We start from the raw sequence: 22606 nt of genomic DNA on the forward strand, positions 1-22606 counted from the left end.
TGCAATGGTCCAAGGCTGGCAAGAAGGCGTAACTTTTCAGTTAAGCAAGCGTCTCCCTCCCTCATGACCCGCAAAAATTGGAGGTGTGCGCCAATCATTTCGTGCCGAATATCTCGACGCTGCGCCGCCGAGCGCTTTGGTTTTGGCGGGCTCCGCAATCTCGAGCTCTGACGCGATCCGAAGCTCGAGGACAGGCTGAAGTCTTTGCTCCGAGATTTGCGTGCCGCGCGACATATGTTAAACGACGACCTCAACACCGATGGAGTCGCCGAGTGGCAAAGAAAACCAAGAAAACTGTTCGCCGCGAGTGGACGAAGGAAGACATTAAAGAATTGAAGGCGCACTCGAAGGCTCGGACGCCGGTTGCGAAGATATCCAAGATGACAAAGCGAACCGAAGGCGCGCTCCGTCAGAAAGCCATCGTGTTGGGTATCGGCTTGGGCCATCAGCGGTGATCACCCCTTCCGCCAAAATTTGATATCGTTCCGACACGAAACTGACGCGATGACGCAGACTGCCGTGGTACGAGGTAGGCTCGCGCGTGTGGAGGTTGAGGGCTCGCTGTACCCAGCCCCGGCGGGCTCTCCCTCTTCTCCATCCGTCAATAGCCCTGACGTATAGCAACATTTTCCAAGGTGTGACATCGACAACATTGCGCCTCGGCATCGTCGGGATAGGCTACTTATGCCGGGGCTGGATCCCATATTTCACTTACACATTTTAACCCGGCAGGCCGCAGCGGTTCGCCGCTGCGGCCTCTTTCATTGATGTTGCTAACAGTCGATCCCACAGCCGGACTGCAACATCGGCCGGCTCTGTCGCAGCCGATCAGGGAACGCGGATTGCTATCACGTGGGCCTGCGGCGAACTCGGCGACCTAACGCTGAGGCCAACTCGATTCTCAGGCCGCGCAACTCGACCCTCGAGCATGGCGCTGCAGCTCGGATGGAAAGCACGATCGGAGTTCGCCTTCACCTACAGCCGCGACGGGATCTGACGCGACGGTATGCCGATGGCCCCGCACCAAGTCCCGTCACTACCGTCGCCCATCCGGGTAGATTCATCGCCAGAGCGAACTCAGGACTGGATAGAACTCGGGGGATCGCCTCCACAATGTATCCCACGTCAACGATGATAAACGGGGATCGGCAGATTATGGCCCTGTAGAAACTCCCGCTCCGCGCTCAGCCAGAATTCTAGGTCCCTACCCCCGGGCCGCCCAGCGCTCAGCCACAGCTCGTAGGCGCGCTTTCTGATCGCTTCTTCGCGGGCGGCCGCTTGCAGTGTGCGCAACCTGTCCCCGATATCCTGTGCAAACGCCTCAAGACGCTCCACTGTCTCTTTATCGGCAATGAGCCGAACAGCCCGCTGCGCCAAGTCGAGCTGATGCTCAAGGCGATGAAGTTCGGGCAGATATTCCATCATGCACTCTGTACGCAGGACGCGGTTCTTAGGCCCTTCGCGGTCAGAACGACTTCGAGCGGGGTCGTTTCTATTGCGAACAAACACGAATGACCCCGGGCGGTTCCAGGCCCGACAAACACGCAGACGAGACGCAATGGACTGGAGCTTTTAAGCATTGAGCGGCTCGGACCCACCAATGAACCACAGAGGTAGCGCAACTCCCCCGTTTGTAGCTATTCGCCATAGCTTTTTTCGCAGTGTCTCCTTGAGCCGCCAAGAAATGACGCCTTTACAGCAGCTTGCATCTCAAGGTGCGGAGTAGTGGATATCCTCGAGCTTGCGAGAATTGCGATCACCGGAGTCCCACGTGAACCCCTGACCCATACTCATCGTGCCCAGATCCGAGAGGACTCCACCTCTAAGCATCGAAGCCAGCTCGCCCGCTTGTGGCCTAGTTCTGGCTCGACCTGGTGGCAGCGCTGATCAAGCTAGCGAGGCAAGTTGGCGTATGCATCGACCACAGCAAACGGAGAAGGTTTGGATCATCGGAGCCATACGCCGAGTCATGTTCGGCGGCGCCGAAAGGCTCGGCGGACGATTGAACTGGAGATCACTTCCCGCTACCTTAGTATTTTCGAGCTTACTCACGGCCCGTGATTGTAGTGACATCGCTTGGCCTCGGCAACCGGGCAGCGGGATTGCGCCATCCCGACCCGTCGAAGTGACCGTCCTGTTCGGCACGGGCAAGCACCGCGCCAAGGAGGGTCAGGGATTTGTTGATGGTCGTTGCAGAACGTGGCTCATAGGCGCTCAGATTGCGTTGCAGCAGGTCGGCCAGGGTAAGCTGCTTCATGTCTGCCGAAAGACCTTTGGTTATCCGCCTGATTGCGTCCCGATACTCGCGGCCATGCCCCTTGTTAATGCGGTCTACGGGCAAGTCTCCGAACAACTCAATGAACCGACGGCGGGCTGCATCAGCTTCGGTGATCGTGTTAGGGGCAGGCGTCCTTGCCCCTTCACCCCGCCCCCGCTCGACCACAACTGAAACGCCTTGGTTATCGTCAGGACCTTTGAAAGCCCGGCATCGAGTCCATCGACGGACACAGGGCCTTCGGGGCATTGGCCGACTTCGGAAGCGCCAGACAACAGCATTTTGTACAATCCGATTGCCAATTGTTGCAGGTAGCTGGTCGTCACCTGCCAACGTGACAGTTTGTTCCGGCCGATAGTTGCCCGTCAGGAACGCTCTCGCCGCGTCGAACAATGTTGTGCGATCTGAATGCCGACACGCTGCTTGGCTTCACGCTCGACGGTCGTTCTCAACGAAGCCAGACTGCCGTCTTGAGGCGACCGGCCCTTATGGGGCTTTCAAGTTGCTTGATGGCCTGGGGAATCGAAGGTGGCAGAGACTGTCCCGCACGGTCGTCGGGCAGGTCGATCTTGAACCAGTAGATTCCATTGCGCCTGAGCAGGTGAGAGACACGCGGCTTCATCGCTTCCCGTAGCACGAAGACGTAGCAGACGAGAAAGCCGAGCCGAGTAGTCGTAGCGACCGCAGCAGTTAGGAAAGAATGGCGCTCCCTAGGGGAATCGAACCCCTGTTTCAGCCTTGAGAGAACGAAGGCAGCCGCTTCTAGGCATTGATATCATTTCCGACTCACCTGGTTCTGAGTTTTGCCGTCGAAGGCCTCGACTGCCTTCCGGTCTGTCCGAATTGTACGCTACAACGCGCTGGAGTTTGCCGCGGCAGCAGAGATCTTTTGCTTGGTGCCGAGGGCGGTATAGGTCGAGCAGTGGCTAGACAATATCGAAACAAGCAGCAGAAAATTTGTCGCTTTCCCAAGAGCAGCGCCATCCTGCTATGCGCGTCGACACCAAGGTCGCGCTACAGAGACGGCCATCCGCTAACTTGGCTTGATCCATCGTGGCGAAGATCACCGAAGTACATTTAGAAACCATGATTGACAATGATGACAGGAAGCGGCGTCGACTGGTCGAATTCAAGGATGGTTGCCGCTATGGCAGGTTCGGGAAGACGAAGGCTTATGAACTAATCGCCCACGAGAGAATTAGAGCGTACAAGATGGGCGGCAAGACCCTCATCGACCTGGACAGTGTGGATGAATATCACGCTTCGTTGCCCAGGCTTGAAGCGAGGGCAAGTCCCGGCGCCGCCTAAGCTGTCGAGCGATCCAGCATGCTATAGATCCAGCATGGGATACTGCACTCGGCTCAATATATCTCATCGCACCATCCTGCGAAGAACGATAGAGGCGCGTAATGGAAAATCAAAGTGTTGATGCGGCCGGTTTACAACAACTCCGTGACGCTATGCCGGATTTAGTCGCCACGATGAACCGACCGGGCATCGTCACTCTTGTCCTCGCGGACGCGATGTCCATGTCGACGCCGTTGGTACGCATGAATTCGGTGGTGGCAGACCTATGCAGCGGGACACCATCTTCCGAATCGCCTCCACGACCAAGCCCATGGTCGCCGCGACCACGCTTGCCCTTGTCGATGAAGGAAAGCTGCGCCTGGACGAACCGGTGGACCGCTGGCTTCCCGAACTGGCAAATCGTCGCGTGGTGAAAACCTTGGGTGGTCCGATCAACGAGACGGTGACAGCACGGCGTCCGATTCTCGTCAGCGATCTGCTGACCATGCGGATGGGGGCTGGGTGGATCATGGCGGCCGGCGATTACCCGATCCAAACGGCCTTAATGGAGGCCGATTTCCTTGTTCCATACCGAATGCCCATGCTCTCACTCGACGAGTGGTTGGCGCGTTTGTCGCGCCTGCCTCTCATGGATCACCCCGGCGACGTCTGGCGATATGATCTCTCCATGACGGTGCTCGGCGCGCTGATCATGCGAGTGACGGACCAGTCGTTGGGGGACGTGATGGCCACGCGAATTTTCGATCCGCTCGGGATGAAGGATACGGGATTTACCCGTTCCTGCCGACAAGTTGGGCCGGTTTCCGCCATGTTATCGCCCGAACCGCGCGGCCGGAGCCGCCGATGTGTGGAATCCTGCTGGGCCCAGCAGCTTCTGGGCCAGTGAACCGGAGTTTCCCGGTGGTCATGGAGGACTCGTTTCTACCGCTGACGACTATCTCAGCTTCGTGCGAATGATGATGAACTCGGGCAAGGGGCCGAGTGGCAGGCAGGTTCTGTCCGAGGCGTCCATCCACGCCATGATGAGCGACAAGGTGCCGGTAGCGGTGAAGGCACGGTCACCGTTCAGCCCTGGTTTTGGGATAATCGTGGTTGGGGCTATGGCGGGTCGACAGTGCAAAAGCCCGTACGAGGGCAGCCGCGCCGCGGCTTCGGTTGGGAAGGCGGTTACGGGGTTTGCGCCTATTGGGACGCCGAGGCGGAGTTTTTCGGCATCGTTCTGTCGCAATGTCTCATCGACTCGCCGGAGCACCCTCCGCTCTATCGCAGATTTTGGGATGGGGTTGATATGGCTACAAGCTAAGATTGGGCACGGTGGTCCAGACGATGGTGATCACTGATGACTAGGCTCCATGAGAGCTCGAAAAGACAAAGGCTTATGAACTGACCGCCTGCGACAGGATCAACGCATACAAAAACCGCCGTGCATCCACTTTCGCATCAGCTCAATTGTTCGCTCATCACTTCAATTGAGACCTCGGCCTTAACCAGCTGCGGCGTCGAAGCCGCGGCGCACAATTATTTCGGTCGGATGCAAATAGAGATGCCCCCGCGCGGGATCGGAGCCCCATAGGTATTCGCCCTCGATGAGCGGCGGGCGCGGTAAGGGCTGTCCTGAAAAATTGGTCACGATCTGCAACAAATCGTTGTTAGCGCTTCGCCAAATCACGTTGAGCCCCCCGGGATTGCGCTTTGCACCCAGCAGTTCGGCGCGTGCCGCCTTGAAGCCGGCCTTGAGGAGCGGCACAACCTTTTCGCGCCGGATGGCGAGCAGTTCCTTTGTCAAGGCACGAAACTCGGCGCTGATTGGCGCGTGCATGATGTTATTCCAGTCGAGCCGCGAGGCTTCAAAGGTCTGGACCTGGCAAGGATCTGGAATTTGGTTCCGCATCTGAGGAGTGGAGAAGGCCTGAAAGTGCGCAAACTCCTTACGGCGTCCTTCCCGTGTCAAATTGGCGGCCTCGCCTGTCCAGTCCGCAAAGAAAAGGAAAGGCGTGGCGGCGGCAGCTTCCTCGCCCATGAACAGCAGAGGAATGTGCGGATTGAGCGTCAGAAGCACCATGGCTTGGCGGAGCTTTTCCTTGCCGACAAGCTGCGTAAACCGTTCACCCAAAGCGCGGTTGCCGATTTGGTCATGGTTCTGCGCGAAGAAGATGGTGGCGTCCGGTGGCAAATGAGCACTGGGTTCGCCGCGCGGTTCGTCATGCAGTGGAAAAATTTCGCCTTGATAGGCAAAGCCCTCAGTGAGCGCACGCGCAAGGTGCTGAAGAGGCTTGTCGGCAAATGCCTTGTAGTAGCCTTCATCTTCGCCGGTCAGGAGCACATGGAGCGCATTGTGAAAATCATCGCCCCATTGCGCGTTGTAGAGCCTTGTGCATCCCCGTGGCCTCTCAAGAAGGTGTGCCTGGTTGGCTTCGTTTTCGAGCATGAGATGAACGTGCCGCCCGACCAAACGGCTGCGCACAGTCTCAGCAAGTTCGACGAGAAAGTGCTTTGCTGAATCGTCTTTCAGGGCATGAACTGCATCTAAGCGAAGCCCGTCGAAGCCATAATCACGCAGCCACATCAGTGCGTTATCGATCAAAAACTGACGAACGAACACGCCATCGTTGCCTTCCAAATTGACAGCCGGCCCCCAGCCGGTCGAATGGCGTTTTGTAAAGAAGTTCTCTGCGTAGCTGTGCAAATAGTTGAGCTGAGGACCAAAGTGGTTATAGACGACATCAAGATAGACCATCATGTCACGCTCGTGCGCGGCATGCAGAAAGCGCTTCAAATCTTCAGGCCGCCCATAGCGCGCATTCGGCGCGTTGAGCAGAACGCCGTCATAGCCCCAATTGTATCGGCCAGGCACATCATTGAGTGGCATGAGTTCGATCGCCGTGATGCCGAGATCGCGCAGATAATCGAGCTTTCTCTCAACACCGGCATAAGTGCCCTCCGGCGAAAATGTGCCGACATGAAGCTCGTAAATGACGGCTTCGGCCCAGGGGCGGCCGGTATAAAGTATGTGATCACGTAGGGCAGTGATGTCGACGACTTCGCTCGGCTCGCCCACGTCGTCCGGCTGGAATCGTGAGGCCGGATCAGGCACGACAAGGGCGCCGTTAATGCGAAACTGGTAGCGCGAGCCAACTCGCGCTGTCGGACTGAACAATTGATACCAACCATCCGTATCCTTTGGCATCTTGCGCGGCGGTTGACCGACCTCGAGAAGCTCAATCGATAGCGCGCTAGGCGCCCAAAGGTTGAACACCACACCTTGTGCGGTGATCAGCGGGCCATGACACCGCGGTTGATTGGCTGCCCCAAGCTTGTCGGTCAACGCTTTCTCGCCTTGTTTACGTGCTTGTCCGAGGTTTTCTCTTGCCCGTTTTCCCGCGTGCGGCCCGCATGTTGTCGACCAGATTCGGATGGGGCCGGCCTGCTTTCTTGGCCGACCGCTTTGCAGGGTCTTCGCTGTGGGACAATTTTTTTGATTTCCTGCTCGCCCTCTTTCGGATTGCTCTCGTTCCAGGGCGCTTGTCGACCCATGCCTTCGCCTCTCATCGATCATCGGGGAAGCCCCCCATTGCGGTCGGCAATGAGGATGCCGTGAGAATTGCTGAGACCGACGAGCACATCAGGGATGAAAGAAGAAGGTCCAGATGGCGACGATGGTCACGGCGGCCAGCGCCAAGCTGAAGATGAGCAGGGCGAGAACGCTTCCGTCGGCTCGGCCTGACGGGCTTCGGAAGAGGGCGCGACTATTCGTCGTTCACGCAGGCTGTACATGATTTCCTCCGTCCCGATGAGAAAGCGGCGGCAGCAGGATTGTTCCTCGCGAGGGAACGCGCAGGGGTGTCCTGCGTTCGGCGTCTTGAAGGGAGCTAAACATGACTAAGAAATTTAGCCCGGCGCTACCGGACAAACATGCCGAAGACCCCAAGCAGAGCGTGAAAGAGGACAGGAAGGAGGATGATGAGCTTGAGAAAGGTCTCAAGGGAACGTTTCCTGCTTCCGATCCGGTCAGCGGCACTCAGGCGTCGAAAGCAACACGCGACGGTTAGTGGAGAGAGCTATGGGATTGGCAGCCTATGACATCATAGGGCGCGACGGCGCTTGGCATGTCGAGCATGACGGCGTGAGCCGCAATACGTACCAGACGAAGGAAGCTGCATTCGAAGCGGCGGTGGCGGCCGCTTCGCTTGCGATGCGGCAGGGCCATGCCGTACGGTTGACGGTGCCGGAAAGTGGAAACGCTGTCGGGGCTGCCCACGACGGCTGATTCAAGGCGCCGGTGCGGCAGATCACGCGCTCGCCCCCGGAGCTGCTGATACCCCGGGGGCCTGGAAAGGTGACAGGGGAGGAGGACAGCCCTGTCAAAGGCCTAAACCCGCGTATTGACGGACGTTCCTCGCACGAAACAATCAACTCGCTCTGTGCACTTTGGTACTTTGAGCCATCCAGCCAACGCACCGCACTCCTGGCGCAGCGAGGAACCCCGCTCCACGTGCTTTGTTGAAGGAGGCCTTTTCAACACACCAGGAGACCAACCATGTCTGAGAAAGACCTCAGCAGCCTGTTCGTCGACACTCTCAAGGACATTTATTATGCGGAAAAGCAGATCTACAAATCGCTGCCGAAAATGGCCAAGGCCGCTTCGTCGGAGGAATTGCGCGCCGCCTTCGAAAAGCATCATGACGAGACCGAAGGTCAGATTGAACGGCTTGAACAGATTTTTGAGCTGATCGGCAAGCCGGCCCGCGGCAAGAAGTGCGATGCCATCGAAGGCATTCTCGACGAAGGCAAGGAAGTCATGGAGGAATATGAGGACACGCCTGCGCTCGATGCCGGCCTATTGGCGGCGGCGCAAGCTGTCGAGCATTACGAGATTTCGCGTTACGGTACGCTAAGAACCTGGGCCGACAAGCTGGGGCACAAGGATGCCGTCAAGCTGCTCGATGCGACGCTGGCGGAAGAGAAGAAAACCGATGATGCGCTGTCAAAGCTGGCAATCTCCGCTGTCAATGCGGATGCGGCGTGAGGCGGGAGCATCAGACAGATTACTCTCGCAATAGTGCTCGCCACGGCCGTCAATGGACCGGCCGGGGCGCAGTCGGTTGGCGAAAAGACGGGCCGGGCGTAAACCAGCGCTCGGCATCGCGCTCATGACAGAGGACTTCGTCAAAGAGGCGGCCATGAGCGATATGCTCGAGATCGGCCGCCAAGATCGCGTAACAAAAAGGCGATCCAGACGAAAAAGAGTTCGCGACCAGATGATCGCCGATCACGCCAAAATCATCAGCGAATTTATTCCGATGCCTAGACGGTGATTCCGGAAAAGCCCGACGAGAACTCACAGAAGAAGCTCAAAAAACTCCGAGATGCGAAGCCGGAAGACAACCAACACGTTGCAGTGCAGGTTAGCGCTCACAAGGACTCCTCTCCCTTTTCCAGCGCTCTGCGGAGGGTGGCGCTGATGCCAAGTCTGAAGGATTGGGCGGGATCCCTCGCTTCAGCTTCATCTCGGCCATGGCGTAAATCGGAACCGCAGATCGTGCGCGTCCGCAAGGTCGCTTTGAAAGGAGCAGCATCAGTCTGCCCCCGACCATTTCCGGCCAGGCAGATCCCCAGACAGCGCCGCCACACACAACGTTCCTTCTGAATCCACTGGGCACAACAACGATGCGCCAGACGTCGCGCATCGAAAAAACAACGCGGCTAATGCCGCCACGCGCCCGATGATTTGCTGGATCATCAAGCCGCAGCACCGGTCTGCGTGATCGAAAACATCGCTGCGGATGATCCGACCTGAAACGAGGCGAACTATGGTTTCTTGGACATGAGGACCACAGGAACGAAACATCCGGAGACGGCTTGGTCGCAAAAGGAGTGACCAACATGAAGCTCTCCCGATTTGCTCTCATCGCCGCTGTTCTCGTTCCAGTCGCCGCATTCGCCCAAGGAGGCGGCGGTGGAGGTGGAGGGGGTGGCGGATCCGCTGGTGGTGGTACCGGCGGCGCCACTTCAGGTGGCGCAGGAAAAGGTTCGACATCTGCGGGCACGGGGTCGGCAGGTAACGCGGCCGCCGGTACGAGCGGAAATAGGTCGTCCGCGACAGGAACGACCGGAAGCCCAGGACCGAGCGGCAATGCCGCAACCGGGAATTCGAACAACCGGCCCAACACAAATAGCCAGGCTACCGGCAAAATCCCCAATCAGCAGACGGGCAATGGCAATGGGCTTAGCACGGGATCCACGCCGGGGACGAATACGGCCGGAACGGCGGCGCCATCGGGCTCTCCTGGCGCCAACGCACAAAACACTGCTCCTGCCGGCGGCATCGGCAAGCCGACTACCACGAACGAACAGGACAGCGACGCCAAGATCGATCACGAGAACAATAGGGCGGACAAGACTGTGGGGAAGATTTGCAAAAATTGTTGAAGGGACCCGCCTTGATATCCGTTATCGTCGCAGCAGCGCTCGTCACAGGTCATGCTGCAGAGGCTAAAGGCAAGCGACACGGCCATCACTCGGTGACGCCAGCGGCCGAGCAACGGAGCACGGGCCAATCAACCCACGCGCAGCCGCGCGATCCAGCAGACATCGCTTTGGAAAAGAAGATCAAGAGCATCTGCCGAGGCTGTTAGCTCAGAGCGGTGACGCGTCAAGGACGAAACGCTGCAGCCTCAGGAACGGCGTTCATGCTCGCCAGTTGGGCTCGTCCGGCACGGGAGATGTTGATGGCCGACCATGTACGACGCGGATTCATGAAGGGGGCCGCCGCAGTGACCGCGTTTGCGGTCGCTGCCTCCGCTGCGGCTCAAAAACGGATAGATGATGGCCCGAGAGAGCTTGAAGGACAGCCGATGCCGGAACCGCCCACAGAGCGCACTGCCGGCCCTATCAGAGCTGGGCGAGGCTCCATGCTGCAGGAAAAGGTCGCCGTCGTCACCGGAGCCGCAAGAGGCATCGGACGCGCGATTGCGGTGGAGATGGCGGCCAACGGTGCGGACGTGATCACTTTGGACATCGTGGGGCCGGTTTCTCCCGCCTCGAACGCCGCGCCTGCGAGGCCGGAAGAACTCGACGCGACCGCGCGGATGATCAAGCAATACGGAAGGCGCAGCGAAGGGATCAAGGCTGATATTCGCGACATCGGCGCTTTGCGGAAGGTCGCGGACCGTGTCGAGCGGACTACGGCAAGGTCGACATCGTCGTTGCCAACGCGGCGATCCAGCGCTGGCTGCCGCTGCTCGAGATGCAGGATTCGGACTGGCGCGATGTCATCGACAACAATCTGAACGGCACCGCCAATACCGTACGCGTTTTCGCACCGTAAATGGTGGCGCGGAAGAAGGGACGTTTCATCCTGCTCTCGTTGATGCAAGGCAAGCACGGCACTAAAGACGCCTGCAGCTACTCGGCCTCCAAATGGGGGATCCTTGGCTTGATGAAGTCCGCAGCCATGGAACTCGGCGAGCACAACATTACTGTCAACGCGCTCATTCCCGGTCTCGTCGACACGTCGCTGACCCGATACGAGAAGCGCCTCAGATGAGCGAGCAGGGACAGAAAGTCGAGCACCCCCACGCCACAGCAGGCCTGGGACAACCGCGCACCGACCGTGCCGCTCAAGGTCGGCTGGCTGCAGCCCGACGACATCTCGCCAGCCGCCGTATTCCTCGCGTCCGACGCCGCCAATATGGTCACTGGTGCCGAGTACGAAGTGACTAGCGGCGACAGCGCAAAGGACATTTAGGAAGGGTCGCGCGCTCGATGCCCGGTGCAGGTCTTTCGCCCAATTTCCATTAGCTAGGTCAGTCCATCATGCCCAATCGCGCACAGCAGATCTTTGAGCCTCGCTTTCGCCTCGGACTCGGCGGGGTTTCGCTGGGGAACGAGTTCAACAAGCACACCGACAAAGACGCGGACAGCACGCTCGAAGCGGCCTGGGAGATCGGGGTGCGCTACTTCGACATGGTACGGGTTTGGGCTGGCCGAGCGGCGGTTTGGACGGCTTCTCCACACCAAGAAGCGAGATGAATATCTGCTCTCGTCGAAAGTCGGCAAGCTGTTCAAGCCTCGAAGACCAACAGGCATGCCGACATCTATCCTCTGTCGGATTCGCCGAACGACGTCGTATTCGACTACACCGCCGACGGCGTGCGTCGCTCGATTGAGGACAGCCTCCAACGGCTCGGCGTCGATAGCCTCGACATCGCCTTCGTGCACGACATCTCTCCCGACTTCGCCTTCTTCCCAAACGGCTGGGAGGAGCAATATGAGACCGCCCGTAAAGGCGCGTTCCCCGCGCTCTCGAAGATGCGCGACGAAGGAATCATTCGCGCCTTGGGCATCGGCGTGAATACGCCCCTTCCGATCCTCAAGGTGATGGAAGATGCCGACCCCGACGTATGCCTGTGCGCTCGACAGTACTCGCTAATGGATCACGCCAGCGCCGTAAACGAGCTCCTCCCGGCTGTTCGGAAGAGAAACATCTCGCTCGTGATCGGGTCCTCGCTCAACGCCGGGTTCATCTCCGGAAGCCCGCGCTATAACTATGGCAAGGAAAACTTCAAGATTCCCGCCGAGGCGATTGAAAAGCGCGGCAGGCTCAGGGCGGTGGCGGCCCGCTACGGCGTAGATCTTCGGACCGCGGCCCTACAGTTTTCCGCGGCCGCAGACGTTGCTGTCGCGCTAGTGGTGGGCGCAGGGAGTGCTCACCAGATTGAAGAGGACTGGAACTCGTTGCAAGCCAAGATCCCGAATTCGTTCTGGGACGACCTGAAGAGCGAAGGCCTGATCGAGGCGAGCGCCTCCCTCCCGACGTTGTAGAACGGCTCACAAAAGTCGAGCTATTCGGTCACTTGGTCGGCGTCCGCAGGGAGAGAGGCCCTGTGGATGTCTTCAAAGTGACAACCGATTCTTGCTAAGCTGGCAGGTCGGCGCGCCTTAAGATACGGCCAATGCAGGCTTGTCCATCTGGCGCGGCCGCCACTTCGCCTTCACAGCCACGCCATTGGCGCCTTGCTCCGTTCGCGCATGCAATGCGCCTACGCGCCTCGAAATACGAACGACCTGGATCTTGCCTATCGTTGATGCCGCTCTTCGCAGCCGTTTGCTGCGCCAGGCGGCCACCTCTTGATCGAGATTGAATTCTTCGCCCCCGCCCATTGTCTCGGTTCTGTTAGCTTCGCTCATTTGTTTCCCTCAAATTTGCGCTTAGAACGGTATAAGGCGCTAAATGTTCCGCGATGGGAAACCGGCGGGCGGGCAACCTTCGTTTCCGCCCGGTAGCCTTCTTGAGATATGGGCCAATCAAAACGTCTTGGAAGATCAATCGTCGCTGCTCCGTTCACAGGACATAAAGCATGTGCATGAACAATGCCGGCGCAATGTTCACGAGTGGACCCAAGACAGGAGAGACCCAACCTATAACTGACCGGCGTCGGTTGGATTCGCCTCCGTTCCGGAGCCAAAGCGGCCTCAGCTCCCAAGACCCTTGCAGAGCTGAGGCCGTTTCTGTCTGTAGATGCGGGCGAAATGGATAACGAACCTTCGGCAAGCTTGTCAGCATGACGGACGAGTTCGCTCGATGCGATCGCCGAATCTCGAAGCAAAGCCGCCAATCTAACGATGCCCATCGGCACCCCTCATCGACACCGGCGGCTGACCCTATAGTACTTTGGGATCGACATCGCCTCATGCGGATCGCCTTAGCCGGCGATCTGAAGACCCGGACGTGCCGCAGCCTTAGGAACCATTGCTGCGTCGCGGGATTTTGGGGACAGCGCTTTGCTGAGGAAGCGCTCCCGGAATGCAAAAGATGGTTGGCAAAGGCCACAATTTTTCCCGCGGCTGGTGGGCATAGCGATGCGGATCCTGTTCGCGACGCCCGAAGTATCAGACTTCATACAAGTAGGCGGTCTGGCCGCCGTCTCTGCGGCTTTGCCGCGTGCCTTACGCGATTTTGCTGACGTACGCGTCATCATCCCAGGCTATCCGGCGGTCTTGCGCGGCATGAGTGACCTCAAGGCCGTGGGTAGATGCCAGTCCTACGCCGCCCTGCCCGCCTTCGAGGTCGATCTCGGCCATACCACGGAAGGCGTGACATATTACGTCGTGCGCTGTCCGGAGCTTAACGAGCGGGACGGCACGCCCTATGCCGACGGCCGCGGGGCGGATTGGGCCGACAATAATGTACGGTTCGCCACATTCTCCTATGCCGCCGCCCAGCTCGCCAGGGGATTGGTCGACAAGGAATGGTCGGCCGACCTGGTTCACGCCAACGACTGGCAATGTGCGCTGATCCCCGGCTATCTCGAATGGCACTACGCGCACATTCCGACCGTCTTCACGATCCACAATCTGGCCTATCAGAGGGTCTTCGACAGCAGCTCGTTGGCTCCGCTCGGAATTCCCGAGACCAGCTTCAACATCGACGGTGTCGAATTCTACAATCGCCTGTCCTTCATTAAGGCGGGCCTCGTCTATGCCTCGCACCTGACAACGGTCAGCCAGACCTATGCGCGGGAGATCACGACCGCGGAATTCGGGTGCGGCCTCGAAGGGCTCCTTAAGCAAAGGGCTGACCGCAACCAGCTGTCCGGCATCCTGAACGGCATCGACGAAAGTTGGGGCCCGCGGACCTGCTCGTCGTTGCTGCAGCCGTTCGGAGCCGGCGACTGGGCCGAGCGCTCTCTAAACGCCGACGATGTCAGGGACCAATTCGGCCTCGCGGTCTCCCGCGGCCCGCTGTTCGCTCTGGTCGCGCGCCTTGTCCATCAGAAGGGTGTCGACCTCGTGATCGACAGCGCACAAGCCATAGTCGACGCGGGCGGCCAGATCGTCGTCACGGGCAAGGGCGAGCCCCGCTTCGAGGAAGCCCTGCTCCAGGCGCAGGCGCGAGCCCCGCAGTCGATTGCCGTCAAGATTGGCTTTGACGATGCCGAGGCGCGCAAGATTTTCGCCGGCAGCGATTTCACGCTGATGGCGTCGCGCTTCGAGCCTTGCGGCCTGAGCCAGATGTATGCCCAGCGCTTCGGCTCTTTGCCGATCGGCCATCGCACCGGCGGTCTTGCAGAGACGATCGTCGACGGCGAGACCGGCTTCCTGTTCGATCGGGCGTCGGCTTCGGGCTTTCTCCGCAGTCTTTGCCGCGCCTTTTCGACCTTTGGCATGAAGGACAGGCTCGACCAGATGCGCAGAGCCGCGATGGCGCAGGCTTTCAGCTGGAGGCAGTCGGCCAAATCATACGCAGATCTTTACCGATCATCGATCTAGAAAGATATCGAGCACGGACCATGAAAATCGCGCAAATCGCTCCGCTTGCGGAGAGCTGCCCGCCACGGCTCTACGGAGGCACCGAGCGCATCGTCTCGTATTTGACCGAAGAGCTGGTCCGCCAGGGGCATGACGTCACCCTGTTCGCGAGCGGCGACTCGGTCACATCTGCGGAGCTGGTGCCGTGCTCCAAAATGGCGCTGAGGCTCGATCCCTCGGTGAAGGATATGACGCCGTACCACGTCATGATGCTGGACCAAGTTGCAAGGCGAGCCAACGAATTCGATGTCCTGCACTTCCACATCGATCATCTGCACTATCCTTTGATGCGGCACTATGCGGATCGGATCGTCACGACATTGCATGGACGTCTCGATCTGCCCGATCTGAAGCCGTTTTACTCCGCCTTCCCCGAACCTCCGCTGGTCTCGATTTCGGACGCACAACGCCGCCCAATGCCCCCGGTCAACTGGCTGGGGACCGTGCTTCATGGACTGCCCGAGAACATCCTGCCGTATCGGCAAGCGCCGTCCGGGGACTATTTTGCGTTCCTTGGGCGCATTTCCCCCGAAAAGGGACCGGATAAGGCCATCGAGATCGCTGCCAGGACCGGCGTTCGCCTGAAAATGGCGGCCAAGATCGATGCTGCAGATCAACGCTATTGGGATCAAGTGATCGCGCCGATGGTGGCGGCGCATCCAAATGTCGAATTCATCGGTGAGATCAACGAACTCCAGAAAGCGGACTTCCTCGGCAATGCGCGCGCGCTGCTCTTTCCAATCTGCTGGCCGGAGCCCTTCGGTCTCGTCATGATCGAGGCCATGGCTTGCGGCACGCCCGTGGTTGCGCTTTCCCACGGATCGGTGCCGGAGATCATCGACCACGGCCTGAGCGGGTTCGTCGTGAACTCTGTCAAGGAGGCGGTGGCGGCGGCCAACGCAGTCGGCACATTGGATAGAGCGGCGATCCGCAAGCGGTTCGAACAACGCTTCACGGCCGAGCGGATGGCGAGCGACTATTTGGCCGCCTATCGTCGGCTACCGGCCCTTCGACAAGCACCGCAATTGGACGTTCGCGCGACGCTGGAAAGCAAGAACGGAATTCGGATGCCGATACCTTCTGCCGGCTTGGAAATAGCTGCCGCCGCCGCTGGCTGAGATCCTTGGTCCGTGTCGGAACGGAATCAGCGAGCGGCGGTTACGACAAGACACAGGAGTAGCCGCCATGCGCCGCCCTAACCCGAAGCCCATCCGCAACAAGCTCGACCTGACCAATCGAATTCAGATGCGGCTCGTCAGAAAGCGTCTTGGCCTTTCCGATGCCGAGCTGACCGCCATCGTTGGTCGGATCGGAAATTCGATCGCCGCGATCAGCAAGGAAGTCGCCAAACAGCGGGCCAACGCGCTGGCCAAGCCGGCTCACGTGCCTCCCGCGGCAGTGATCGCCTCAGCTGTGGCCATCGAGCAGGCCGCGGCCGAGATACCCGCATCAGCGCCGACATCCTAACCGGATTTTTATCGGGGGCATACATGGACCAAGAAGCGCGATCAGACGACGCCCTGACGCGGGCGGCGGCGAGTCTGCGCCGCTCGCGGATCACCGAAGGCAAGCCGTTTCCGCTTGGCGCTACCTGGGACGGCCTTGGCGTCAACTTCGCGCTATTCTCGGCCCACGCCACCAAGGTCGAGCTCTGCCTGTTCGACGACGCGGGTGAAACCGAACTCGAGCGCATCGAGCTGCCGGAATTTACCGACGAGGTCTGGCACGGCTATCTGCCCTCGGCCCGTCCCGGCACCGTCTACGGCTATCGCGTCCACGGTCCTTACGAGCCTGACGCCGGACACCGCTTCAATCCCAACAAGCTCCTGCTCGATCCCTATGCCAAGCAGCTGGTCGGGCAACTGCGCTGGGGACCCGAACTGTTCGGCTACCAGCTCGATCACGCCGACAAGGACCTCTCCTATGACGAGCGCGATAGCGCGCCGCTGATGCAGAAGTGTCGCGTCATCGATCCCGCCTTCACCTGGGGCGCGCCGCGCAAGCCCGAAGTGCCGTGGGAACGGACGATCGTCTACGAGATGCACGTGAAGGGCTTTACCCAGCTGCACCCGCTAGTGCCGGAGGCAGACCGCGGCACCTTCTCGGGGCTCGCTCATTCGGAAATCCCCGGCTATTTGCGCTCGCTCGGCATCACCAGCGCGGAGCTATTGCCGATCCATGCCTTCATCGATGACAGCTACCTCGTCGACAAAGGCCTGCGCAACTACTGGGGCTACAACTCCATCGCCTTCTTCGCCCCGGAGCCGCGTTACCTGAAGACGCCGTTCGCGAACGAATTCAAGGAAATGGTCAACCAGTTCCACGCCCACGGCATCGAGGTCATCTTGGACGTCGTCTACAATCACACCGCGGAAGGCAATGAACTCGGACCCACGCTCTCGTTCAAGGGCATCGACAACGCCAGTTATTACCGCCTGCTACCGGACCAGGAGCGCTACTACATCAACGATACCGGCACCGGAAATACCGTGAACCTGTCCCATCCGCGTGTGCTGCAGCTGGTCGCGGATTCCTTGCGCTATTGGGCAACCGAGATGCGAGTCGACGGCTTTCGCTTCGACCTCGCCACCATCCTGGCGCGGGAGCCCTATGGCTTCGACGAGGGCGGCGGCTTCCTCGACGCTTGCCGCCAGGATCCGGTGCTGTCCGGCGTCAAGCTGATCGCAGAGCCGTGGGACATCGGCCCGGGCGGTTATCAAGTCGGACAGTTCCCGCCGGGATGGGCCGAATGGAATGACAAATTCAGGGACACGGTCCGCGCCTTCTGGAAGGGCGACGAAGGATCGATCGCGGACTTCGCCAAGCGCGTGTCGGGCTCTGGCGACCTCTTCAACAAACGCGGACGCCGCCCCTGGGCCAGCGTCAACTTCGTCACCGCCCATGACGGCTTCAACCTCAACGATCTCGTGTCATACAACGACAAGCACAACGAGGCGAACGGCGAGGACAATCGCGACGGTCAGAGCAATAATCATTCCTGGAATTGCGGGACCGAGGGTCCGACCGACGATCCCGAGATCACTGCGCTGCGCGAACGCCAGAAGCGGAACCTGCTCGCAACAATGCTGCTGTCCCACGGCACGCCGATGCTGCTCGCCGGTGACGAATTTGGACACACTCAGAACGGCAACAACAATGCCTATGCACAGGACAATGAGACCACGTGGCTCGATTGGATGGGTATCACGGCAAACGGCCGCAGCCTTCGTGAATTCGCACGCAAGCTGATCGCTACGCGCAAGGCCTTCCCGATCCTCTATCGCAGCCGCTTCCTGGTGGGCTCCCACAATGAAGAGCTCGACGTCAAGGACGTCACATGGCTCTCGCCATCCGGCGAGGAGATGACCACAGATCAATGGCAGGACGCCAACGCCAGATGCTTTGGCATGCTACTCGACGGACGTGCACAGGAGACCGGGATCAAGCGCCGCGGCTCGGACGCGACCATGCTGCTGGTCTACAATGCGCATTATGATGTCGTGAACTTCACCTTGCCGGCCGTCGCGGATGGAAGAACTTGGTTAGGGCTGGTCGATACCAATCAGCCGGAAACGCAGATGCCTGCATTCGAATTCGGACAGACTTACGCGGTGACCGGACGTACTCTCGTGGTTTTTGGTCTGTCGACCGAGAACGTCGCCACGCGCCGCTTGCGGCAAGGCCTCGGTGCACTGCTGGACGTCGCCGAGGCGCCTCTCGGGCAGGCTTGACCATGCCATGCGAGCGACTGCGATGGCCCGAGGAAGCTGACTTGCCAACGGAACTTGGCGGAGGGGCCCGATCGATACCTCTATGCCCGACGAGCCAGGGCCGTATTCTGGGTGCGGAACGAGGGAGGGCGCGCCAAGTTTTCCCGATAGCCTGAGTTCGTGATCCCAGGTCACAAGGTGACTTGTGCCCCAGCTCGCTAGTCCTTGAAGCTGGGGTCTTTCTCTTCCGCCGAAGCAGCTTCGAGAACCGAATAGCCTGGGTCCGTTAGCATGTCCGCGGCTGCTGCACGCACGAGCGGCTCGTCATCGACGAGAAGTACTGTTCCAAGAGAACCACCGTTCGGCACCGATGCAGGTTGCTGGCTCCCCGCCTGCACGGGCTCGTCGGTGGAAGGAAGCCAAATCTCTATATTTGTACCCAGCCCTGGGCGGCTCTGAATGGTCAGAGCGCTGCCCAACGGCAATGCAAGGCCGTGAGCCATCGATAAACCGGGACCCGTTCCCTTTCCGATTCCCCTTGGTCGAGAAGAATGGCTCGATGGCCCGAGCCTTCACCGAATCTCCATGCCGACTCCGTTGTCCGCAACAGATAGCCTGACGTAGCGTCCGGGCTTCAAATTGGTGCGGTGCCCTGCCTCAACGTGTTGGGCGTCGATGGTGATGCGTAACGTACCACCTTCAGGCATCGCATCACGTGCATTAACTGCAAGATTGAGGAGAGCCATCTCAAGCTGGCTTTCATCGACCTTGCGGAAGGCAAAGCCTTCTCGATCTCGACCGACACCTTGACCTGCGGACCGGATGTACTCGCAATCAGGTTGGCCATTCCATTAATCAGGTCACCACCTGTGTTGGTTTGGCTTGAAGTGGTTGTCGCCGTGCGAATGCAAGCAACCGCTGAACAAGCGCCTTTGCTCTCTCGGCAGACTACATCGCTCCGGCGATCAACCGTTGCTCGCGCTCCCCACCCACACCTCTCCGTTGCAACGCATCGAGGGCCCGACGCTTGGCGTCAACAGGTTATTGAAGTCGTGGGCGGCGCCGCCGGTCAACCGGCCCATCGCTTCCATTTCTGCCCCTGGCGGAGCTGCTCTTCCGCCCGGGAAGGGCGCTCCTGTTCTCGGATACGCTTTGTCACATCGTAGACGAACTGGTACGCCCCGATCCGGTCACCTTTGCTGTTTTAGCAAGGTATTGTACTTCATTTCGTAGCGGCGGCGTTCGCGAGCGCGATCGCCGAATGCTGCCACTCCGCTAATTCCTCTTTTCCGCATTTTCATTTCGAGACTCGTTGAAAACACTGGTAAATAAATTAGGCTCAGCCATCTAGTTTGTTGGTATTTTTGTTGGCATCAGGATATTAACGAGCGGCGAATTTCGTTAGTTCGAACGATGGAACGAGCAAAGGCCCCGCAAGAACGATGGCGCGGGCACCAACCCAAAACAGATCTGACCGACGTCGACTGCCGCGCCGCGCGACTGAAATTCGAAAGGGGCGACGGACCGCTCGCGCTTTTCGTCTCGCGCACAAAGCTTATGCAGCATTGGGCTGATCGGATCGACGATTGGCTCGATCTCAAGAAGGCGATGCCGACAGGCTTGGGTCTCCTATCATCAGGCTGGTTGATGTTGTCCAATTCGACGCGCGAAGCTCATGTGATAGTTGTCGACGCTTGTGCATGACGTTCCGGAAAGCGGATCGATTTCGCAGCGCCTTTGCGACGCGTTGCGCTTGGCCGCCAGAGATAAAACGCCGCGTAGATGCCCCGTGACCCAGAGATCGTCTGCGCTGCTCACCCCTGCCTTCCGAAAACAATGTTCGAGGATTCGGCTCCGATGGGGACCAAGCTGCCCACTTATACGCAGATGTATCCGAAAACCGCCTCGACGTCCTCTCGCACTTCCAAGTCCACGGAAGCTCTGTTTTGACTGTCCCCAGCGGAGGCACGGTGTTGAAAATCAAGAGAATCGAAAATTTAAGACTTCCAACCAAAGCGGAAGCAGTCAATCAGGCGAAGCCTTCCGAGCACGCAATCCTTCGCCTCGCCCGCCTTATCGGACGACAAATGGCCCGTGACGATATCAAGGATCGTCGATCACCTTGTGCCTCGCCCGAGAAAGAAACCACCCCAATCTAGCCGCGTCATGGCACATCGCCATTGTGTAGTTGGATCTCTCGAGTACGCAGCAGAGATATGAGCAAAGACGCACACGGCGCAGCGTCTTCTAGTTCACTCCAGAGCGCCGCGACATGCCTTTCCTTGCATCAAACCCATCCGGGTGTGCACGGCATATAAATGCCGCGTTCATTCGATATTTTTTGCTTCACGGCCATGTGCCGGCGCAAGTGGAATGCAAGGACAAGTCAATGACGCGAGCTGCGCTCTATGCCCGATACTCGTCTGACAATCAACGTGACACCTCGATCGAAGACCAATTTCGTATTTGCAAAGAGCGCGCGATGCGCGAAAAATGGACGATCACCAATTCTTACAAGGATGCCGGAATTTCCGGTGCGAGCATGATCCTTCGTCCGGGCATCCAAGCCCTGTTGCAGGATGCTCAGAGCCATGCGTTCGATATCGTGCTCGCTGAGGCGCTCGATCGGATCAGCCGCGACCAAGCGGACGTGGCGACCCTGTTCAAGCAACTGCGCTTTGTCGGTGTTTCGATCGTCACCTTGGCCGAAGGGGAAATCACTGAGCTTCACGTCGGTCTGAAAGGGACTATGAATGCTCTATTTCTGAAGGACCTCGCTGCGAAGACGCACCGTGGCTTGCGAGGTCGGGTAGAGGGTGGAAAGTCAGGTGGCGGGCTTTGCTACGGATACCGCGTTATCAAACGGCTGGATGAGCGCGGAGATCGTATCCGAGGAGACCGAGAGATCGATCCGGCCCAGGCCGCCGTAATCCGGCGCATCTTTCGGGACTTCGCGGCTGGCATCAGCCCGCGAGCGATCGCCGTGAAGCTCAACGCCGAAGGCATAGCCGGCCCTGAGACCAAGCTGTGGAATGACACGACGATCCGAGGCCATGTCAAGCGCGGCACCGGGATCATCAATAACGAGCTTTACGTGGGACGCCTCGTTTGGAATCGGCTGCATTACCTTAAGAATCCTTCGACGGGGAAACGCATCTCGCGTCTCAATCCGGAGGCCGAATGGATCGTCACCAAAGTTCCAGAGCTTCGCATAATCGAGGACGAACTCTGGGATTTGGTGAAAGCCAAGCAAAGTGAGATCGCCGAAAGATTCATCAATGTGACAGTAGCTGTCCGCGAGCACCATTCGAACAAACGACTTAACAGTGCTCGCCGCCCAAAGTCGTTGTTCTCGGGACTTGTGCTCTGCGGCTTATGCGATGGCCCATGTTCGCTGCGCGGAGCCGATCGCTTCGTCTGCTCGGCACATGTCAGCAACGGGTCCTGTTCGAACGGCCGTACTTTGGCGCGGAGCGAACTCGAACAACGCGTGTTAAGCGGGCTGAAGGACCGGTTGCTGGCGCCAGACGTTATCGCAGAAGCAATGCGCGCCTATGCCGAGGAGATGAACCGGCTGAACCGCGAGCGGCGGGCCCACGACAATGCCTGGCGCGCTGAACTGGCCAAGGTAGAAAAACAAATCCACGGAATGGTCGAAGCGATCAAGGAGGGCATGTTCCAGCATTCGATGATCGCAGCGATGGACGCGCTGGAGGCTCGCAAAGCCGAGCTTTCTGCCCTGCTCGCCGAAGCCCCTGCGGATACCCCGGACGTTCTCCCGAGCGCGTCGCAACTCTACGCTAAGAAGGTCGCCCACCTCACCGAGGCTTTGAACCGTCCGGAAGACCGGGCCGAGGCGCCCAGGCTCTTCGTGGCCTGATCCAACGCATCGTTCTCCGCCCGGGTGCCAAGCGCGGCCAAATCGACGCCACCCTCCACGGTGATTTGGGCACAATACTGAACTGGACTGCTGCGCGTAACGCGGAAAAGGTAGCACAAACCA

General features: G+C 59.2%; 19 protein-coding genes and 2 pseudogenes. 16 read left to right on the top strand and 5 right to left on the bottom strand.

Going from position 1 to position 22606, the window contains the following annotated elements:
* The first annotated feature begins 272 nt into the window (after positions 1 to 272).
* Positions 273 to 455 (top strand): hypothetical protein, encoded by a 183-nt coding sequence (locus FOM02_RS02455; protein ID WP_028146503.1) that lies wholly within the window; start codon positions 273 to 275, stop codon positions 453 to 455.
* Between the two features lie 670 nt (positions 456 to 1125).
* Here FOM02_RS02455 and FOM02_RS02460 read toward each other — a convergent pair.
* Positions 1126 to 1425 carry a DUF2934 domain-containing protein gene (locus FOM02_RS02460; RefSeq protein WP_051378319.1) on the bottom strand — a complete coding sequence of 100 codons (300 nt, stop codon included), beginning with the start codon at positions 1423 to 1425 and terminating at the stop codon, positions 1126 to 1128.
* 619 nt (positions 1426 to 2044) lie between these two features.
* Positions 2045 to 2257 (bottom strand): hypothetical protein, encoded by a 213-nt coding sequence (locus tag FOM02_RS02465; RefSeq protein ID WP_141263361.1) that lies wholly within the window; start codon positions 2255 to 2257, stop codon positions 2045 to 2047.
* A gap of 1071 nt (positions 2258 to 3328) precedes the next feature.
* Here FOM02_RS02465 and FOM02_RS02470 point away from each other — a divergent pair.
* Entirely contained in the window at positions 3329 to 3583 is a 255-nt protein-coding gene (locus FOM02_RS02470) for a hypothetical protein (protein WP_231164158.1), read from the top strand.
* Between the two features lie 217 nt (positions 3584 to 3800).
* A pseudogene (locus FOM02_RS02475) lies at positions 3801 to 4469 on the top strand (serine hydrolase domain-containing protein); the annotation flags it as partial.
* A 597-nt stretch (positions 4470 to 5066) separates the two neighbouring features.
* On the opposite strand, the gene treZ reads toward FOM02_RS02475, so the two are convergent.
* On the bottom strand, positions 5067 to 6908 hold the full coding sequence (gene treZ / locus FOM02_RS02480; RefSeq protein WP_051378313.1) for a malto-oligosyltrehalose trehalohydrolase: 1842 nt from the start codon (positions 6906 to 6908) through the stop codon (positions 5067 to 5069).
* 550 nt (positions 6909 to 7458) lie between these two features.
* Here treZ and FOM02_RS02485 point away from each other — a divergent pair.
* The 8 genes and pseudogenes from FOM02_RS02485 to FOM02_RS02520 all read left to right on the top strand — a co-directional run bounded on the left by FOM02_RS02485 (position 7459) and on the right by FOM02_RS02520 (position 12406).
* On the top strand, positions 7459 to 7632 hold the full coding sequence (locus FOM02_RS02485; RefSeq protein WP_167336546.1) for a hypothetical protein: 174 nt from the start codon (positions 7459 to 7461) through the stop codon (positions 7630 to 7632).
* An 11-nt stretch (positions 7633 to 7643) separates the two neighbouring features.
* Positions 7644 to 7850: a DUF2188 domain-containing protein gene (locus tag FOM02_RS02490; protein WP_027562079.1), complete on the top strand. Its 207-nt coding sequence runs from the start codon at positions 7644 to 7646 to the stop codon at positions 7848 to 7850.
* A gap of 270 nt (positions 7851 to 8120) precedes the next feature.
* On the top strand, positions 8121 to 8609 hold the full coding sequence (locus FOM02_RS02495) for a ferritin-like domain-containing protein (RefSeq protein WP_027562078.1): 489 nt from the start codon (positions 8121 to 8123) through the stop codon (positions 8607 to 8609).
* Between the two features lie 124 nt (positions 8610 to 8733).
* The gene (locus FOM02_RS02500) at positions 8734 to 8898 is read left to right on the top strand and encodes a hypothetical protein (protein ID WP_156950907.1); all 165 of its coding nucleotides are present in this window, start codon (positions 8734 to 8736) and stop codon (positions 8896 to 8898) included.
* 1413 nt (positions 8899 to 10311) lie between these two features.
* Positions 10312 to 10872, top strand: a complete 561-nt coding sequence (locus FOM02_RS02505) for an SDR family NAD(P)-dependent oxidoreductase (protein WP_265441435.1) — start codon at positions 10312 to 10314, stop codon at positions 10870 to 10872.
* Positions 10815 to 11129: pseudogene (locus FOM02_RS02510) on the top strand (SDR family NAD(P)-dependent oxidoreductase). The gene FOM02_RS02505 and the pseudogene FOM02_RS02510 overlap by 58 nt, the downstream one beginning before the upstream one ends.
* A gap of 66 nt (positions 11130 to 11195) precedes the next feature.
* On the top strand, positions 11196 to 11330 hold the full coding sequence (locus FOM02_RS02515; protein WP_265441436.1) for a hypothetical protein: 135 nt from the start codon (positions 11196 to 11198) through the stop codon (positions 11328 to 11330).
* Positions 11331 to 11686: 356 nt separating this feature from the next.
* Positions 11687 to 12406 carry an aldo/keto reductase gene (locus tag FOM02_RS02520; protein ID WP_265442287.1) on the top strand — a complete coding sequence of 240 codons (720 nt, stop codon included), beginning with the start codon at positions 11687 to 11689 and terminating at the stop codon, positions 12404 to 12406.
* Between the two features lie 117 nt (positions 12407 to 12523).
* On the opposite strand, the gene FOM02_RS02525 is transcribed toward FOM02_RS02520, so the two are convergent.
* Positions 12524 to 12772: a hypothetical protein gene (locus FOM02_RS02525; RefSeq protein ID WP_027562076.1), complete on the bottom strand. Its 249-nt coding sequence runs from the start codon at positions 12770 to 12772 to the stop codon at positions 12524 to 12526.
* Between the two features lie 672 nt (positions 12773 to 13444).
* On the opposite strand from FOM02_RS02525, the gene glgA reads away from it, so the two are divergent.
* The 4 genes from glgA (at position 13445) to glgX (ending at position 18624) form a co-directional block, all read left to right on the top strand.
* Positions 13445 to 14854, top strand: coding sequence for a glycogen synthase GlgA (gene glgA / locus FOM02_RS02530; RefSeq protein ID WP_027562075.1), 1410 nt, complete (start codon positions 13445 to 13447; stop codon positions 14852 to 14854).
* A gap of 20 nt (positions 14855 to 14874) precedes the next feature.
* Complete coding sequence (locus FOM02_RS02535; protein WP_084334640.1) at positions 14875 to 16011, top strand: glycosyltransferase family 4 protein; 1137 nt, start codon at positions 14875 to 14877, stop codon at positions 16009 to 16011.
* A gap of 67 nt (positions 16012 to 16078) precedes the next feature.
* On the top strand, positions 16079 to 16360 hold the full coding sequence (locus FOM02_RS02540) for a DUF3606 domain-containing protein (protein ID WP_027562074.1): 282 nt from the start codon (positions 16079 to 16081) through the stop codon (positions 16358 to 16360).
* A gap of 23 nt (positions 16361 to 16383) precedes the next feature.
* Positions 16384 to 18624 (top strand): glycogen debranching protein GlgX, encoded by a 2241-nt coding sequence (glgX, locus tag FOM02_RS02545; RefSeq protein WP_027562073.1) that lies wholly within the window; start codon positions 16384 to 16386, stop codon positions 18622 to 18624.
* 551 nt (positions 18625 to 19175) lie between these two features.
* On the opposite strand, the gene FOM02_RS02550 is transcribed toward glgX, so the two are convergent.
* Entirely contained in the window at positions 19176 to 19349 is a 174-nt protein-coding gene (locus FOM02_RS02550) for a hypothetical protein (protein ID WP_322596949.1), read from the bottom strand.
* A 1643-nt stretch (positions 19350 to 20992) separates the two neighbouring features.
* On the opposite strand from FOM02_RS02550, the gene FOM02_RS02555 reads away from it, so the two are divergent.
* Entirely contained in the window at positions 20993 to 22483 is a 1491-nt protein-coding gene (locus FOM02_RS02555; RefSeq protein ID WP_265441437.1) for a recombinase family protein, read from the top strand.
* Positions 22484 to 22606: the final 123 nt, after the last annotated feature.

The sequence above is a fragment of the Bradyrhizobium sp. SEMIA genome (assembly GCF_014844175.1).
In the GTDB taxonomy this organism is placed as follows: Bacteria; Pseudomonadota; Alphaproteobacteria; order Rhizobiales; family Xanthobacteraceae; genus Bradyrhizobium; species Bradyrhizobium arachidis.

Excerpts from the sequence above, each read along its gene's own strand:
- FOM02_RS02555 (WP_265441437.1), top strand. The coding sequence starts at position 20,993 with ATGACGCGAGCTGCGCTCTATGCCCGATACTCGTCTGACAATCAACGT.
- FOM02_RS02550 (WP_322596949.1), bottom strand. The coding sequence starts at position 19,349 with ATGGCTCTCCTCAATCTTGCAGTTAATGCACGTGATGCGATGCCTGAA.
- FOM02_RS02505 (WP_265441435.1), top strand. The coding sequence starts at position 10,312 with ATGGCCGACCATGTACGACGCGGATTCATGAAGGGGGCCGCCGCAGTG.
- FOM02_RS02540 (WP_027562074.1), top strand. The coding sequence starts at position 16,079 with ATGCGCCGCCCTAACCCGAAGCCCATCCGCAACAAGCTCGACCTGACC.
- FOM02_RS02500 (WP_156950907.1), top strand. The coding sequence starts at position 8,734 with ATGACAGAGGACTTCGTCAAAGAGGCGGCCATGAGCGATATGCTCGAG.
- FOM02_RS02490 (WP_027562079.1), top strand. The coding sequence starts at position 7,644 with ATGGGATTGGCAGCCTATGACATCATAGGGCGCGACGGCGCTTGGCAT.
- FOM02_RS02535 (WP_084334640.1), top strand. The coding sequence starts at position 14,875 with ATGAAAATCGCGCAAATCGCTCCGCTTGCGGAGAGCTGCCCGCCACGG.
- glgX (WP_027562073.1), top strand. The coding sequence starts at position 16,384 with ATGGACCAAGAAGCGCGATCAGACGACGCCCTGACGCGGGCGGCGGCG.
- FOM02_RS02525 (WP_027562076.1), bottom strand. The coding sequence starts at position 12,772 with ATGAGCGAAGCTAACAGAACCGAGACAATGGGCGGGGGCGAAGAATTC.
- glgA (WP_027562075.1), top strand. The coding sequence starts at position 13,445 with ATGCGGATCCTGTTCGCGACGCCCGAAGTATCAGACTTCATACAAGTA.
- FOM02_RS02495 (WP_027562078.1), top strand. The coding sequence starts at position 8,121 with ATGTCTGAGAAAGACCTCAGCAGCCTGTTCGTCGACACTCTCAAGGAC.
- FOM02_RS02460 (WP_051378319.1), bottom strand. The coding sequence starts at position 1,425 with ATGATGGAATATCTGCCCGAACTTCATCGCCTTGAGCATCAGCTCGAC.
- FOM02_RS02485 (WP_167336546.1), top strand. The coding sequence starts at position 7,459 with ATGACTAAGAAATTTAGCCCGGCGCTACCGGACAAACATGCCGAAGAC.
- FOM02_RS02465 (WP_141263361.1), bottom strand. The coding sequence starts at position 2,257 with ATGAAGCAGCTTACCCTGGCCGACCTGCTGCAACGCAATCTGAGCGCC.